This is a genomic window from Roseateles rivi (genome assembly GCF_043555845.1).
GTDB lineage: Bacteria > Pseudomonadota > Gammaproteobacteria > Burkholderiales > Burkholderiaceae_C > Roseateles > Roseateles rivi.
This window is the reverse complement of sequence record NZ_JBIGHZ010000004.1, coordinates 342704-355772: the sequence shown is the minus strand read 5'-3', so window position 1 is coordinate 355772 and position 13069 is coordinate 342704. Positions and strand designations below refer to the sequence as shown.

Here is a 13069-nt window from a genome sequence, read left to right as displayed (position 1 = left end):
CGCTCAGTGCGCGTGCGCTGTGGCCGCCTCTGCCGGTGCGGCGCCGCCACTGGGCAGCACCTCCAGGCGTGCGGCGGGCATGGCGGGTTTGTCAGCGGCGTGGGCTGGAATTTCGGCCCAGTCGGCCTGGCCGATGTCGCAGCGCTGCAGCACTTTGAAGTAGAGCAGCCCGGGTTGATCGGGCAGCTTGCCGCGCAGCACAAAAGTGGTTTTCTCGGCATTGGGCACAGCCGCTTCGGGCCGCTGGGCGGTCCAGCTCACTTCGCTGGGGCTGCTCTTGAGCGCCCAGTGCTCCCGGGGCTCGGCGTCGATCAGCGTGAAGCCTGCGGGCAGGCGCACCGTCAGGCCAGTGGTGGCGGTGGCTTCTTTGCTGCAGGCATGCCCCACACGAAAGGCCGCGGTGTAGACCGTGCCCGCGGCGCCGCCGCCCGGCGGCAGCGTGACATGGGCCTGGGCTGCGGTGGCCAGCATGAGTGCCAGCGGGAGGGTCAGGGTTGGGTGTCGCATGGTGGAGCTCCTCAGAGGTCGAACTTCAGCTCGGCGCTGTAGCTGCGTTGCGGGTAGGGGTGGAAGTTCCAGTACTTGTCGTTGTTGAGGTTGTCCACGCCCAGGGCCGCGCTCCACTGCCGGTTGAAGCGGTAGTGCAGGCGCGCGTCCAGCGTGGCGTAGGGGCTCACGCCCATATAGGTGTGGCCGTTGATGTCGGCGTTGTTGAGCGTGCGGTACTGGCGTCCGCTGTAGCGCCCGGCCAGGGTGGCCGTCCACTGCGCGTCAAAGCGGTAGCTGGCCACGGCGGTGGCGCGCCAGCGCGGGATGTTGGGCTGCCAGCGGCCCACGGTGTCGCCGGGCGTGGTCACAAAGCCGGCGTTGCGCCGGATTTTGGAATCGGCGTAGGTGAGGCTGGCCGCGAGGTCCAGGCCCTTGAGCAGCCAGTCGGCGCTGGAGAGCGTGGCCTCCAGGCCGCGCGTGGCGATGTGGTCGACGTTTTGCACCCGGCTGATGTTCAGATTGGCTGCAGCATCAAACACCGTCTGCGCATAGAGCGCGTCGCGCGTGTCCTCGGCAAAAGCGGTCAGCCGCGTGCTCCAGAGCCCGAAGTGGCTCTCGGCGCTGAGCTCCCCCGTCCACGATTGCTCGGGTTTGAGCTGGGGGTCGTTGATGTAGCGCGAGTTGGTGCTGGCCGTGGCGCCGTAGAGCTCCGACACCGTGGGCATGCGCAGCGCGCGGCCGATGGAGGCTTTGAGCACGGTCTCGGGCCGCCACTGCCAGGACAGCGCAGCCTTGGGTGAGAGCGCGCTGAGCGAGCGCGAGGGGTGGTCCTGCGCAGAGGTGGCCGAGAAGTCGGTGCGGCCCGCGCTGGCCTGCCAGTGCTCGGCGCGCAGGCCCAGCACGGCTTTCCAGCGCGGCGCCAGCGCCCAGGCGTCCTGGGCGTAGAGGCTGCGCAGCGCGGTATTGCCCTGCACGCGGCTGGCCAGGGTGCCAGCCGGGTCCAGCAGGTAGTTGCCGCTGATGTTGCTGCTTTGGTAGCGCAGCCGGTAGCGGTCTTGCTGGGCGCCAAACTCCAGCACGTGCTGCGCATTGGGGCGCCAGATGCCGCGCAGCGTCAGCGTGGTCCAGCCCGTGCCCTGGCCTTCGGCCAGCGTGCCCGCCCCGCCCTGCAAAGCGCCGGGCAAGGCATTGCTGGCCGCGTTTTGGCGCTTCTGGTCTTTGCGATAGTCGTACTGGCTCAGCGACAGCGCCCAATCCCAGGCACCGCCGCTTTGGCTCAGCGCCGAGAAGCCTTGCATCACATGCAGCAGGTCTTCACGCGTGACGGGGAAGTCCGCACCGCTCAGGGCCTGCTTGCCCGTGTACTGCAGCCCGCCCAAGCTGACCGGCCCGCTGTAGACGGTGTTGCCCTGGGCGTCTTTGAGGTAGCTCTTGGCATTGCCATCGGCGTCGTTGCGCCAGGCGCCCACCAGATAGCTCAGGCGCACGCGGCCCGGCAGCTCGTAGGCGAGCTTGAGCTTCACATGGTCTTGCACAGTGCGGTATTGCGTGCCCGCCCCCAGCACCGACCAAGGCTGCCCGGCGTTGTTGGCATCGGCCACCGCGCCCGTCACGGCCTGGGCGTTGCCGCTGGCCACCCCCGCGCTCTTGAGCCGTGTGGGGAAGGTCAGCGGCTGCCCGGTGCTGTCGGTGTGGTTGAGGTTGATCCACCACGACCAATCGCCCCAACGGCTGCCCACCGAGGCGCTGCTTTGGCGCGCGTGGTGGCGCTCGTCGCTGTTGTAGAGCTCAAAGGGCTGCAGCACATAGCTGGTTTTGACATGCGCCTCGAAGCGGCGCGGCATGCGCGTCACAAAGTCCACCACCGCGCCCACGGCATTGCCCGGGTAGGCGGCCGAGAACGGCCCGTACATCACCTCCACGCGCTCGATTTCCTCGGGCGTGACCAGGCCCCAGCGCGGCGGGAAGGACAAGCCGCCCACGCCATTGCCCAGAAAGTTGGACAGCAAAATGCCGTCGGCATACACCGCCGAGCGCGCGCTATTGCCCGTGCCCGAAGCCCGGCTGGAGAGGATGGCGTGGTTGTAGTCGCCCACATAGCGCTTGCGCACCAAGAGGCTGGGGAGGTACTTGAGCGCGTCCTCGCTGTCGGTGGCGTTGATCAGGCGCTCGATGTCCGCCGCGCTGACGCTCTCCGTGGTGGTAGGGATGTTGGCGGGCAAGGTGCTCAGGCGGCTGCCTTGCACCACCACCATGCCCAGCGACTTCACGGGCGCGGCTTCGGCCTGGCTGGCTTCAGCGGCGGCGGCGCCAGGGCTCGGCGCGGGAGAGCTCTGCGCCCAAGCCGCAGACGCAAAGGGGTAAGCCGTGGCCAGCGCGGCCACAAGCAGGGTCTTGTTCATAACAGTCCTGTGCTGACACCGCGCCGGCCCTCCAAGGGCCGCGCGCGGGTGCGAATGCATGGGGACCGCTGGCACCATGGCCAAGCGCGGTCCAAGAAGGCATCACAGGCTCGCGCAGCGAGCCGTCAGACCAGAAGCGGTGGCCCGCGCGGTTGGGCCGTGCGCCACGCAAACGGCGTGGCCGGCGCGCTCAGAAAAGCCCGTGCCACCTCGCGCGGCCCTGGCACGGTCAGCACCACCAGGGGTGCTGGCGGCAGGCCCAACGCGCCCGCGTGCTGCGAGCAATAGGGGCAGTGCTCCAGCAGCTTGGCTGCGGGGGATTTGGCCGGTGGCTGAGGCGAGGCCGCATCGGCCTGCACCCACTTGGGCCCGCTGGCACTGCAAATCTCGGCCCAGGTGCTCGGGCTGCCCAGCAGCTGCGACACCAGCGGCGCCCAGCTCATCAGCAGGACGGCCAGGATGGCCACCCAGGAGGTGATGAGCTTGGTGTCGCGGGTCAGACGCATGCCCGGCATTGTAGGCAGGCCGCCCCCTGCGTCTGGGGCTGGCACTCTGAATCAGGGGGCAGTCTTGCACCGCCCCTAGGGCGCCAGCTCCACGCGCAGCTGCAGCTCGCGCGTTTGGCGCGGCTGGGCATCGCGGCTGCGCAGCACACCGGGCTCGGCCGCCTGCGCCTGCGCCCCCGTGCGCGCAATGGTGCGCCACTCCCCCAGCGGCAACAGCACCGTGCTGTGGATGTGGCTCTGCGCCTGAGCGCCCTCGCCCGGGGTCTGGGCCAGCACAGTGACTTGCACCGGCTGGCGGCCACCGGGCCAATGCGCACTCACGCTGAACGCCGACACCCGCTCCACCAGCGTGCTGCGCGGCTGCGCCAGCAGCCTGGCCGCAGGCCCCGCCGACGCACTGGCAGCCGGGCCGCCCGCCGCGTCCACCTGCACCGCGTAGTCCACCCACTGCACGGGCACTGCCTCGCTCAAACGCAGCCGCGCCGTGCTGCCGTTTTGCAGCATCAGGCGCTGCGTCTGCGCCGCCTGCGCCGCAGCGTCCTGCGTGCTCAGCACATGGGCCCCGTGCGGCATCAGCGTGCCCGCCGTGCCCACCACCAAAGCCCCATCACGCGATCCCCTCAACGCCGCAGGGCTGAGCCCACTGTCCACCCAGCGCAGCTCCACCCACAAATTGCTCCGCGGCCCGGTTTGCGCACACACCCACCCGGCCACCCCCAGCAACCCCACCACCAACCCACGCTTGCAGCTCAATACACACCCGTTCATCCGGCCCAGCATAAACACGCGCTGGCCGCAGAAGGCTTGGAACTGCGCGGGGAAAGTGGGGGTGTTGGTCTTCAGGCAGAGGGTCAGCGGCCCTTGTTGCTTGTTTGACGGCTGAGGTTGATCCCGCTGCCCCAAGCAAGGCTGTGTTCATTAGCAGGCCACTTGCTGGTTCTGTTCAGGTCTGGGGGCTATGGATTTGAGACCGGACTCCGAGCGCCCTTGACATGAAGGATCCGAAGTGAGACTCACCCCGCCCCAACGCTCCTTGGCCGAGCGCCGCATGCGGCTGGAGCAGGCCCTGGCCAGCACGCGCATCGATGGGCATCAGCCCGGCGCGGAGTTCCTCGCGGACATGGAAGCCATGGTCACCGGGCAGCTATCCGCCGAGGAGGTCAGGCGGCGGATCGTCGAGCGCGCCCAGGAGGCGGATCGGCGGGCGGTGGTCGGCCGGCGCTGAGTGCTGGGGTGCGCAGCGCTTACCTCTGCCTACCGGGCTGGAAGTACAACAAGCCACACGTTGTCGTCGTACCAAGCCCATATTGCAGCATCCGCCCCAAGGTCACGGGCGACGCGCTTGGCCGCCGCCGCGTCAGTCGGCTCAACTGGATTTGACCTGTAGCAGGCCGCAGCGGGTTCGTTTGCAAAGAAGAAGAGAGCCCAAGCTCCATTTCGGAGGTCATCTCCCACTGAAGACAAAGGCACGCCCCGGTCGAGGCTGTGCCAACCGGGACGGTCGCTGCTTGCCCAGTCGCTGAGCCAAATGGCTCGATACGAGAACCTTTGGCCAAGTCGCTCAGCGATGGATTCCCTCTCCTTCGCCGCAGCACGAAACTTCCAAGGCCAAAGGGGCAGGGTGACATTCCAAACCCCTGCTTCACCCGTCGCTTTCGCGCGCGCCCAACGAAACGACGACAGGTCGATGCCTGTCTCGGTTGATCTCACTTCTGGCATTCGCAATCGTCTTTGGCAAAGTTGTAACCAGCGGCAGGAATGCCCACCAATGGCTCAATCAGGGGCCAATGCATCTTGCTCCATGGCTCCCCCGCAAAGTCGGGATGCCAGTGCTGGTAGTTGTACCAATCGGGGGCGTTTTTGGAGATCGGGTGTGACTCGACGCGGATATTGCCTTTGCTCTTGAAGAAGCGGTATGTCGGTCGGGTCGGCCCACCCGTTTTTGTCGAATACGTCCCAACCTTGCCCAGCTTTGCCAATTTGGTCGCTATGCCAACGCCGACCCCTGCAGCCGCCCCGGAAATGGCGACCTCCTTCCAGTCGACACACTTGAGGTTGAAGCCATTGAAATAGAGCTGAACCGCAAGATCGGTCAAGGCGCCAACACCAGCAGCCACGCACCAAGGACATTCACCCGTAGGATCGGTGTAGCTAAGGGGATTGCCCTCGACATAGGTGTACGTGTTGATGCCCCCATCCAAGCCGATGGGGTCACTTTGAACATACCGCCCCGCCCCAGGCCGGTAGTCGCGGTTCACGTTGTCGTACCAGCCCGTTTCAGCGTCGAACACCTGGCCGGGGAAGCGCAGGTTGTGGGTGAAGGCGCCCAGGTCAGAGCCGCAAGCGTGTTGGCCTGAGTGTGGCGAGCCCGGTGCGGTTGCGCCGCCCTGGGATAGGGTGGGATGCACCTTTGGGATGCCAGGGCGCGAGATTGCCAGATGACAGGGAGTCCAATGGGTAGTCACCCGGAATTTCACATCCAGTCAGTCAGCAGGACTCTCTTCCGACTCACTGAAGCCGTACCGAGCCCAGCGCTTGCGCAGGATGGCCTGCATAGTCGGCCACTCCGTAGTGAGGAACTCTCCCGCTTCACAACAGCCTTGACTCTTGGCCAGCAGAGCAAGGGCTTGGACAACTGCCAAGTTCAGACCAATGTCCTTTTCGTGCAGGTGCCCCATGAAGGCCGATGACAAGTCGAACGCCGCACCGTAGTCGCCTGCCTCGATTCGAGCGAGGCAATCTGCGATCAGTTCACGGGTGGTGCTGTCAATGCTCATGCCAACCTCACTTCTTACATTCCTTCTTGCAGTCCTGGAAGCACTGCACGTATTTCTTACGAGCCCGATTCATGCACATGCGATAGGCATCCGAATTGCGTCCGTGCATTTTCCAATGCGCTTCGCAGTAGCGCTGATCATCGTCGTAGCCCGCGTCGCAATCGGCTTCACAGCGCTCAAGCGCTGACTTCGGCATGATCCGCCTTATCCAATCTGGCAACGATGTCGATGGATTTGGCGTGTATTGCCTGCCTCCTGGCTCCGTCGGGTCAACAGGCCGTGGAGAAGGGGTACCTGGGGCAGGGATGCCAGGAATGGGCGGAGGCGGCATTGGTATCGCCTGCAACCCATCGGGGTCCACGTAGCTCAGCGGATTGTTCTCAACATAGCTGTACGTATTCATCCCCCCCGCCAACCCAATCGGATCACTCTGCCCATACCGCCCCGCCCCAGGCCGGTAGTCGCGCTTCACGTTGTAGTGCCAGCCCGTTTCAGCGTCGAACACCTGGCCGCATCAGCGGTCCTTGCTTCTTGTTTGACTGCTGAGGTTGATCCCACTGCCCCAAGCAAGGCTGTGGTTCATCGGCAGGCCACTTGCTGGTTCTGTTCAGGTCTGGGGGCTATGGATTTGAGACCGGACTCCGAGCACAGGTCAGGGCGAAGGTTGCGCAACTTGCGCTAACCTGCCTCGACCTCGGCCAAGCGGCTGGAATCGGGGTTTGTGGTGGGGCCGCTAGCTGGACTTCATCGAAGCGCAAGACTTAAAGCAACAAGGGCCGCGTCAGCGGCCCTTGGTTTCAAGATTTCGGTTCAGCCTATCCCTTGATCCTTCAAAAACTCCTCAGCATCCTCCACCCCATCTTGAGCCGCAGCACGGACCAGGGCCAATCCCGCACCCTCACTCCGAGGCACACCATTCGAGCCGTGGTAAAGATTGAGCCCATGGCAGAACTTGGCCTTTGCGTGGCCCATTTCTGCCGCAGCCTTCAACAGCGTTGCTGCGTAGATCGGGTTTGCTTCGACAAGATCCCCAACCTCATAGCAGACACCTAGGGCATAGAGCGCTGGAGCATGGCCTAGATCGGCAGCGCGCTCCAACAACTCGAAACTGCGCTTCTCAAATTCAGCCTCAGACTCCGTCCCTGCCAAGCTAAACGTCGAGTACAGGAACAAAGCATCCGGCACTTCCGTTTCCAGCAGGGGACGTAACACTTCATACGCTTCACGAAACTTACCCGACTCAATTTTTCGTTGAGCTTCAGAGATGGCCGCTTTAGTCATTTCATCCATGAGGAATGATCCTGTCTCCACTTGGGCCAGTGCAGCGGCATTGAATGTGATGCGTTGATTTTGACCTGCTCCCACGGAGCTGGACGTATTGATCCCCCCCACCAACCCAATCGGATCACTCTGCCCATACCGCCACGCCCCAGGCCGGTAGTCGCGGTTCACGTTGTAGTGCCAGCCCGTTTCAGCGCCGAACACCTGACCGGGGAAGCGCAGGTTGTGGGTGAGCGCGCGCTTGCCGGAGGGTGGAGCGTTGAGGTTCACAAGGCTGGTTCGAGCTTGCCCAAGTGTTGCCCTTCCCCGGCGCGCAGGCCACCCGCGTTTGGAGGGATGGGATGCAGGCCAAGCAGGCGCAACCCAAGCAGATGTTCGATGCACCTAAGACGAGACGCTGCGCCAGCGGCCAATGTTGCGGCGTCAGACTCTGCGCACACTCAGAGCCAGCGCGGCCACCCCAAGCAGCAAGAACTCGTACCGAGCGGCGTTTGCAAAGCGTCTGAAGAAGTCTTCCGGATGATCGGCCGCAACGACCAAGAACGAGTAGGCCGCCATTGCGCAGAAGGCCAAACCAATCGCCCTCAACGCCACCGCAGGGAAGCGCCCAGCGAGAGCGCCCTTCCCCAGCAATTTCAATCCGAGAAGCACTGCCAAGGCAAGTGCGACAACTGTTGCGACGGCGCTCGTCACGGCCACCGCATGCAGTTGTTCAGAGCTGATGTCATTGCCTTGCCCCAACAAGGTCTGCAACGCGCCGACCGTGAAGCCAAACGATGTCAGCGCCCAGATGAGGGCATAGAACAGCACCGTTCTTATCACGAGGATCATGGGCGCCCATCCGCAGGAGGAAGCTTTTTGAAGTAGTCTGGTGTTGTGTCCGGTGACTTCGGTCCAGTGGGCGAGAAGCGCGCCCAGAACGTCTTGCGCGACTTCGAGGCGGATGCCGTGGGTGAACTGCGTTGGCATGTGCCTCTCTGTCCTTCAAACCTGCGGGCAGACCGTCATCGATGCGAACGACGCAAGAATCTGCGCGCCGAAGACGGCGGTGATCTCCATCATCTCAAGCTCGCCCCGAACAACTCTATCTACGACGGCCCGCGCAACGGTCGCCATCTGCGGGTCACAGTCCTTCTCGGCTACACCTGTCGTCAAGAAGAAAGCCGCCTCCTGAAGCCCTCCGCTTGGCCTCCCATGCTTCCAGTGGATCAGTTCTTCGATGACATTCTGTTGGCGAAATTCATGGACAAGCAGCCTCTCCACACCGTGCAGTTCCACAATGAACTTGGCACCACCAGTATCGATGATCGAAAGCGAAGCTTCGCGACCCGATTCATCAATCCCAACGCCGAGCAATCGGCCTTCCATGAAGTTCATGTTCTGCTCCAGCGCTTGCCTCACCCACCGGCTCCCGATGCACGGCGCGGCACTGGCGACACGGGGCCTTCAGCAGGCACATCACCAGCTGGCCATGGAGAGTAGGGCCGTCCATTGTGGTCATCCCGCCCACCATTTACACAGTCATGCACATGGGGATAGTTGGCATCCTGGTGAGGCCGATCAAAGTCAGTCTGAGGGGTGCCATCAGGACAGTACTGTCGGCCTCGACGTGGTCCTTGAATGAAACCACCCGGCGGCCCAATATCAGGCGGATTTTTCGGCCTATTGAAGATCAGATTGCCGAGGCGGTCAGCAGCCCACCACGTCACACCCGCGCCAATCAGGCCACCGACTACGGTCCCTACTACGGGGAAGATCGCGGTACCAACCTCGGCTCCGATGCCCGCCCCCTCCAACACAAGGGGGTTGGTACCGCGAGGATCGACATAGCTCAGCGGATTGCCGCCTACATAGGCATACGTATTGATCCCCCCCGCCAACCCAATCGAATCACTCTGCCCATACCGCCCCGCCTCAGGCCGGTAGTCGCGGTTCACGTTGTAGTGCCAGCCCGTTTCACCGTCGAACACCTGGCCGGGGAAGCGCAGGTTGTGGCTGAGCGCGCCCAGGTTGCTGGGGTTGTCGTTGGGAGTGCTGGCTCCAAAGGAGCCGCCGCCGCGCCAGCGCATGGCATGGTTGGCGGCCCGGTGCTTGCCGGAGGGTGGAGCGTTGAGGTTCACAAGGCTGGTTCGAGCTTGCCCAAGTGTTGCCCTTACCCGGCGCACAAACCACCCGCGTTTGGAGGGGTGGGCAGGTCATTGGAGCTATAGATTTGAGCCCTGACCCCGAAACCGTCGATGCGCTACAGACGATGTCATTGTTGTTGTAGTCATAGCCGAGTTCATGGATTTCGTTATGGCTTGCCCATGCTCACTGTGAAGCGAATGGGCAATCCGTAGCTTGACAAGACCTTCACCTGTAAGGCGGTGAGCGCCATCTCACAAGTTCCTTCGCCGTCCTCGTCGGAGTCCGCGGCAACGAATACGTCGATGTAGGCTTCTTGAACTTGGGGCAAATTTGCCAAGGACTCTTTATGTTGGCCAAGAGCGGCAATTAGGCTCGCTACAACATCAACAACCTCAGCAGGGTCTTCATCAATGACAAACCCCCAAACACCTGTTTTCGTGACGAACTCGCGCCCTGAGGTGGTCCTTTGGGCCTCCCCCCGGCCATGAGAAATTGTGGGCACTATGCCGATGGACTCCGTAATCTGCTGGGGTTCAAGGTCATCCCCCTTCAGGTAGAGACCAACCATAACCTTTTTATTGGACGTACTCATTTCCGCTTGGCATCCCACAAGTTCCCAACCACGTCGCCGTCCGAGTCAACGAAGCTCAGCGGGTTCCCCCCGACATAGGAATAGGTATTGATCCCCCCCGCCAACCCAATCGGATCACTCTGCCCATACCGCCCCACCCCAGGCCGGTAGTCGCGGTTCACGTTGTAATGCCCGCCCGTTTCAGCGTCGAACACCTGACCAGGGAAGCGCAGCTTGTGGGTGAAGGTACCCGGGTTGCGGGGGCTTGGGGTAGAGGTATTCACAGGCCGCAGGCGTTATGGCCTGAGTGTGGCGAGCCCGGCGTTTTGGTGCCACCCTGGGTTGGGGGTGGCGGGGTACAGCGCGCGCTCGGCAATCACGGTCTCGATTTGTGCAGCGTCGCGGGGTCGAAGTCCGCGCGGAGGTTTCGCAATTTGCGCTGGTCGGCTTCGATCTCGGCCAAGCGCGCGGGATCGGGGTTTGCAGCGTCGAACGCCGCTGCCGCCACCTCGGCCCAATGGGCGAGAAGTGCGCCCAGAAGGTCCTGGACGACTTCGAAGCGCAGGCCTGTATCGACCGCGCTCTCATAACAAATGCATCGCCTCAGCAATTAGTCGGTGAAGTTCCTCTCGTTGCCACCGCGCGTACTCCTCATCTCGGCCCCGGACATCCTCGTCGGCAACAAAGTGGTAGAGGAAGTGAACTAGCTTTTCAAACCCCGGGCTGACTCGATCCAGTCGAGACAGATCCTGAGCGACCACTGCGCAGGTTGTGGTGCCCGAGAGCAATTCCTGCGCAATCTTCAGTGCACTGCCATCCTCCTCGGTCATCGGCCGTCCCACAAGTTTCGAGGATCAAGCGGAATGTGAACGCCTTCAGACCAGATATTCAGATGCAAGCGCCATTCGCCGCCGGTCCCTGGATATGGGTGGTAGTCGAGGCGAAGCACAGGCTGCTTATCAAACCGTACTTGGCAAACGCGCCCGTTGCCATAAGCCAAGCCTGGTGAGGGCCCATCAAAGTTGAATCGCTTTGCCAACGCAACTGCCGCAGGGGCAGCGGCCCGGGTAACACCAACGGTGCCGCCCGTTTCAGCGTCGAACACCTGGTCGGGGAAGCGCAGGTTGTCGTTGGGAGTGCTGGCTCCAAAGGCGTCGGCGCCGCCGCCGCGCCAGCGTGTGGCATGGTTGGCGGCCCGGTGCTTGCCGGAGGGTGGAGCGTTGAGGTTCACAAGGGCGGTTCGAGCTTGCCCAAGTGTTGCCCTTACCCGGCGCACAAACCACCCGCGTTTGGAGGGGTGGGCAGGTCAAGCAGGCGCAGCTCAAGCCAGTCTCCGACGCCATGCTCATGACGCCACACGATCCGCCCAAGCGGCCCACCGGGTTCATCAACCCCGAGGACAAGGACAGCAAGAAGGTCTCGAGGGCAGGACTCAAAACTTAACCCCGGTGCCGCTACCGCAGGCCGCCGGCTACCTCCCGGTCTCGTGGCGAACTACGTCGCGAAGAATTGCAACTTTGGTCCGGAATCCAACTCCGTCTATGTAGTCGCCGGCCTCGTCCGCGACATTGGCAAGAACTTCCCTCGCACGCATCGGCTGTCCTAGCTGCAGCTTCAAGTCAGCCAGCCTGATAGCGGATGAATCTGCGAAGTACGTCGATCCGGCCGCTGCAGAGACCTCTAGCTCTCGCTCGAAGCAGCGAGCAGCAGACTCGGCCTTGGACAGCCTCATTTGCAGTGAGCCGAGCATGTAGTAGTCACCAGGCTCAATCGCAGCACGACGCTCAATTTCGAGCCAGCAGACTTCAGCTTGATCCAGCAATTCGCACCGCGTGTTCACTTGGGCGGCGAGCCGAAGATCATTCGGGCTCAGGCTCCGTCCAACCAGCTTTCGAAGTACCTGCTGAGCTTCTTCGCATCTACCCTTTCGGGCCAATTTCAGCGCGAAGCCGATCCAACCTTCCGTGGAGCTAAATCGCTTGGGCATCGGTCACCACTTCACCTTGTTGTCGCCACACGCCTGGGAGACCTGTCCCATCTTGCAAGCGCCCATCGAGCCACCGGTAAGGTCGAGAAGCTGCTTTCGTCGACGTGCGGTATTGCGCGAAGACTTCAGCTCCTGGATCCATTCGAAGCAGATATTTTCTGCCTCCAACCACTCTTTCTGGCAGTCAGCCGGCGACGGCTCGCATGCCGAAGCACCCGCCTTCGACACCATGACCGTCGCGCAGGCCAGCGGAGCAATCCGACACAACGCGCCGACATCAGGCCGCGGCATCGGCGTGTAGTTCGACCCCGGTGGCAGATCAGGCCTCGGAATCACTGGTGGCGGCAAGACCGGCGGCGGCATTGGTATGGGCTGCTGCCCATCGGGATCCGCGTAGCTCAGCGGATTGGAATCAACGTACGCATACGTATTGACCCCCCCACCAACCCAATCAATCGGATCACTCTGCCCATACCGCCCCGCCCCAGGCCGGTAGTCGCAATTCACGTTGTAGTGCCAGCCCGTTTCAGCGTCGAACACCTGGCCGGGGAAGCGCAGGTTGTCGTTGGGAGTGCTGGCTCCAAAGGCGTCGGCGCCGCCGCCGCGCCAGCGCATGGCGTGGTTGGCGGCCCGGTGCTTGCCGGAGGGTGGAGCGTTGAGGTTCACAAGGCTGGTTCGAGCTTGCCCAAGTGTTGCCCTTACCCGGCGCGCAAACCACCCGCGTTTGGAGGGGTGGGAGCAGGCCGACTTTGCGCCAAACACTTGGCATCCCTCCGAGAGGCAGATGGGAGGCAAGGGCGCTGGGATCATCAAGAGCACCCACCTGAGTATGAGCACCGCTTGCCGCGGGCGGGCTACCCCCAACGGCAAGCATGTCCCCCCATCCACGGGGCCAGACATGCCCCGATTGAGGCGGCGGGGGGTGGCAG

General features: G+C 63.3%; 16 protein-coding genes and 2 pseudogenes. 1 reads left to right on the top strand and 17 read right to left on the bottom strand.

From position 1 onward, the window contains the following. Positions 1–3 precede the first annotated feature (3 nt). The 4 genes from ACG0Z6_RS11800 to ACG0Z6_RS11785 all read right to left on the bottom strand — a co-directional run bounded on the left by ACG0Z6_RS11800 (position 4) and on the right by ACG0Z6_RS11785 (position 4150). Positions 4–507 (bottom strand): DUF1775 domain-containing protein, encoded by a 504-nt coding sequence (locus ACG0Z6_RS11800; RefSeq protein WP_394461609.1) that lies wholly within the window; start codon positions 505–507, stop codon positions 4–6. 11 nt (positions 508–518) lie between these two features. Beyond that, positions 519–2891, bottom strand: a complete 2373-nt coding sequence (locus tag ACG0Z6_RS11795; protein WP_394461607.1) for a TonB-dependent receptor — start codon at positions 2889–2891, stop codon at positions 519–521. Between the two features lie 125 nt (positions 2892–3016). Beyond that, positions 3017–3397 carry a DUF2946 domain-containing protein gene (locus tag ACG0Z6_RS11790; protein WP_394461605.1) on the bottom strand — a complete coding sequence of 127 codons (381 nt, stop codon included), beginning with the start codon at positions 3395–3397 and terminating at the stop codon, positions 3017–3019. 75 nt (positions 3398–3472) lie between these two features. Next, a complete protein-coding gene (locus tag ACG0Z6_RS11785) occupies positions 3473–4150 on the bottom strand; it encodes a hypothetical protein (RefSeq protein ID WP_394461603.1) in 678 nt (225 codons plus the stop codon). Between the two features lie 280 nt (positions 4151–4430). Between ACG0Z6_RS11785 and ACG0Z6_RS11780 the strand changes: the two genes are divergently transcribed. Then, entirely contained in the window at positions 4431–4622 is a 192-nt protein-coding gene (locus ACG0Z6_RS11780) for an antitoxin VbhA family protein (RefSeq protein WP_394461601.1), read from the top strand. Between the two features lie 481 nt (positions 4623–5103). Here the strand turns inward: ACG0Z6_RS11780 and ACG0Z6_RS11775 are convergent, their stop codons facing one another. From ACG0Z6_RS11775 to ACG0Z6_RS11715, 13 genes and pseudogenes are all read right to left on the bottom strand, one after another. Beyond that, on the bottom strand, positions 5104–5805 hold the full coding sequence (locus ACG0Z6_RS11775) for an RHS repeat-associated core domain-containing protein (protein ID WP_394461599.1): 702 nt from the start codon (positions 5803–5805) through the stop codon (positions 5104–5106). Between the two features lie 75 nt (positions 5806–5880). Beyond that, positions 5881–6174, bottom strand: a complete 294-nt coding sequence (locus ACG0Z6_RS11770; RefSeq protein WP_394461597.1) for a hypothetical protein — start codon at positions 6172–6174, stop codon at positions 5881–5883. A gap of 7 nt (positions 6175–6181) precedes the next feature. Beyond that, positions 6182–6679, bottom strand: coding sequence for an RHS repeat-associated core domain-containing protein (locus tag ACG0Z6_RS11765; RefSeq protein ID WP_394461595.1), 498 nt, complete (start codon positions 6677–6679; stop codon positions 6182–6184). 305 nt (positions 6680–6984) lie between these two features. Beyond that, positions 6985–7455 carry a tetratricopeptide repeat protein gene (locus ACG0Z6_RS11760; protein ID WP_394461953.1) on the bottom strand — a complete coding sequence of 157 codons (471 nt, stop codon included), beginning with the start codon at positions 7453–7455 and terminating at the stop codon, positions 6985–6987. A gap of 102 nt (positions 7456–7557) precedes the next feature. Beyond that, positions 7558–7686, bottom strand: a pseudogene (locus ACG0Z6_RS11755) (RHS repeat-associated core domain-containing protein); the annotation flags it as partial. A gap of 192 nt (positions 7687–7878) precedes the next feature. After that, positions 7879–8424 (bottom strand): hypothetical protein, encoded by a 546-nt coding sequence (locus tag ACG0Z6_RS11750; protein WP_394461593.1) that lies wholly within the window; start codon positions 8422–8424, stop codon positions 7879–7881. Positions 8425–8439: 15 nt separating this feature from the next. Continuing rightward, positions 8440–8832, bottom strand: coding sequence for a hypothetical protein (locus ACG0Z6_RS11745; protein WP_394461591.1), 393 nt, complete (start codon positions 8830–8832; stop codon positions 8440–8442). Positions 8833–8852: 20 nt separating this feature from the next. Next, the gene (locus tag ACG0Z6_RS11740; RefSeq protein ID WP_394461589.1) at positions 8853–9575 is read right to left on the bottom strand and encodes an RHS repeat-associated core domain-containing protein; all 723 of its coding nucleotides are present in this window, start codon (positions 9573–9575) and stop codon (positions 8853–8855) included. Between the two features lie 173 nt (positions 9576–9748). Then, on the bottom strand, positions 9749–10174 hold the full coding sequence (locus tag ACG0Z6_RS11735; RefSeq protein ID WP_394461587.1) for a DUF4279 domain-containing protein: 426 nt from the start codon (positions 10172–10174) through the stop codon (positions 9749–9751). Between the two features lie 35 nt (positions 10175–10209). After that, a pseudogene (locus tag ACG0Z6_RS11730) lies at positions 10210–10419 on the bottom strand (RHS repeat-associated core domain-containing protein); the annotation flags it as partial. A gap of 318 nt (positions 10420–10737) precedes the next feature. Continuing rightward, positions 10738–10983, bottom strand: coding sequence for a hypothetical protein (locus tag ACG0Z6_RS11725; RefSeq protein ID WP_394461585.1), 246 nt, complete (start codon positions 10981–10983; stop codon positions 10738–10740). Continuing rightward, the gene (locus tag ACG0Z6_RS11720; RefSeq protein WP_394461583.1) at positions 10980–11384 is read right to left on the bottom strand and encodes a hypothetical protein; all 405 of its coding nucleotides are present in this window, start codon (positions 11382–11384) and stop codon (positions 10980–10982) included. The genes ACG0Z6_RS11725 and ACG0Z6_RS11720 overlap by 4 nt, the downstream gene beginning before the upstream one ends. Positions 11385–12143: 759 nt before the next feature. Next, on the bottom strand, positions 12144–12806 hold the full coding sequence (locus tag ACG0Z6_RS11715) for an RHS repeat-associated core domain-containing protein (protein ID WP_394461581.1): 663 nt from the start codon (positions 12804–12806) through the stop codon (positions 12144–12146). Between the last annotated feature and the right edge of the window lie 263 nt (positions 12807–13069).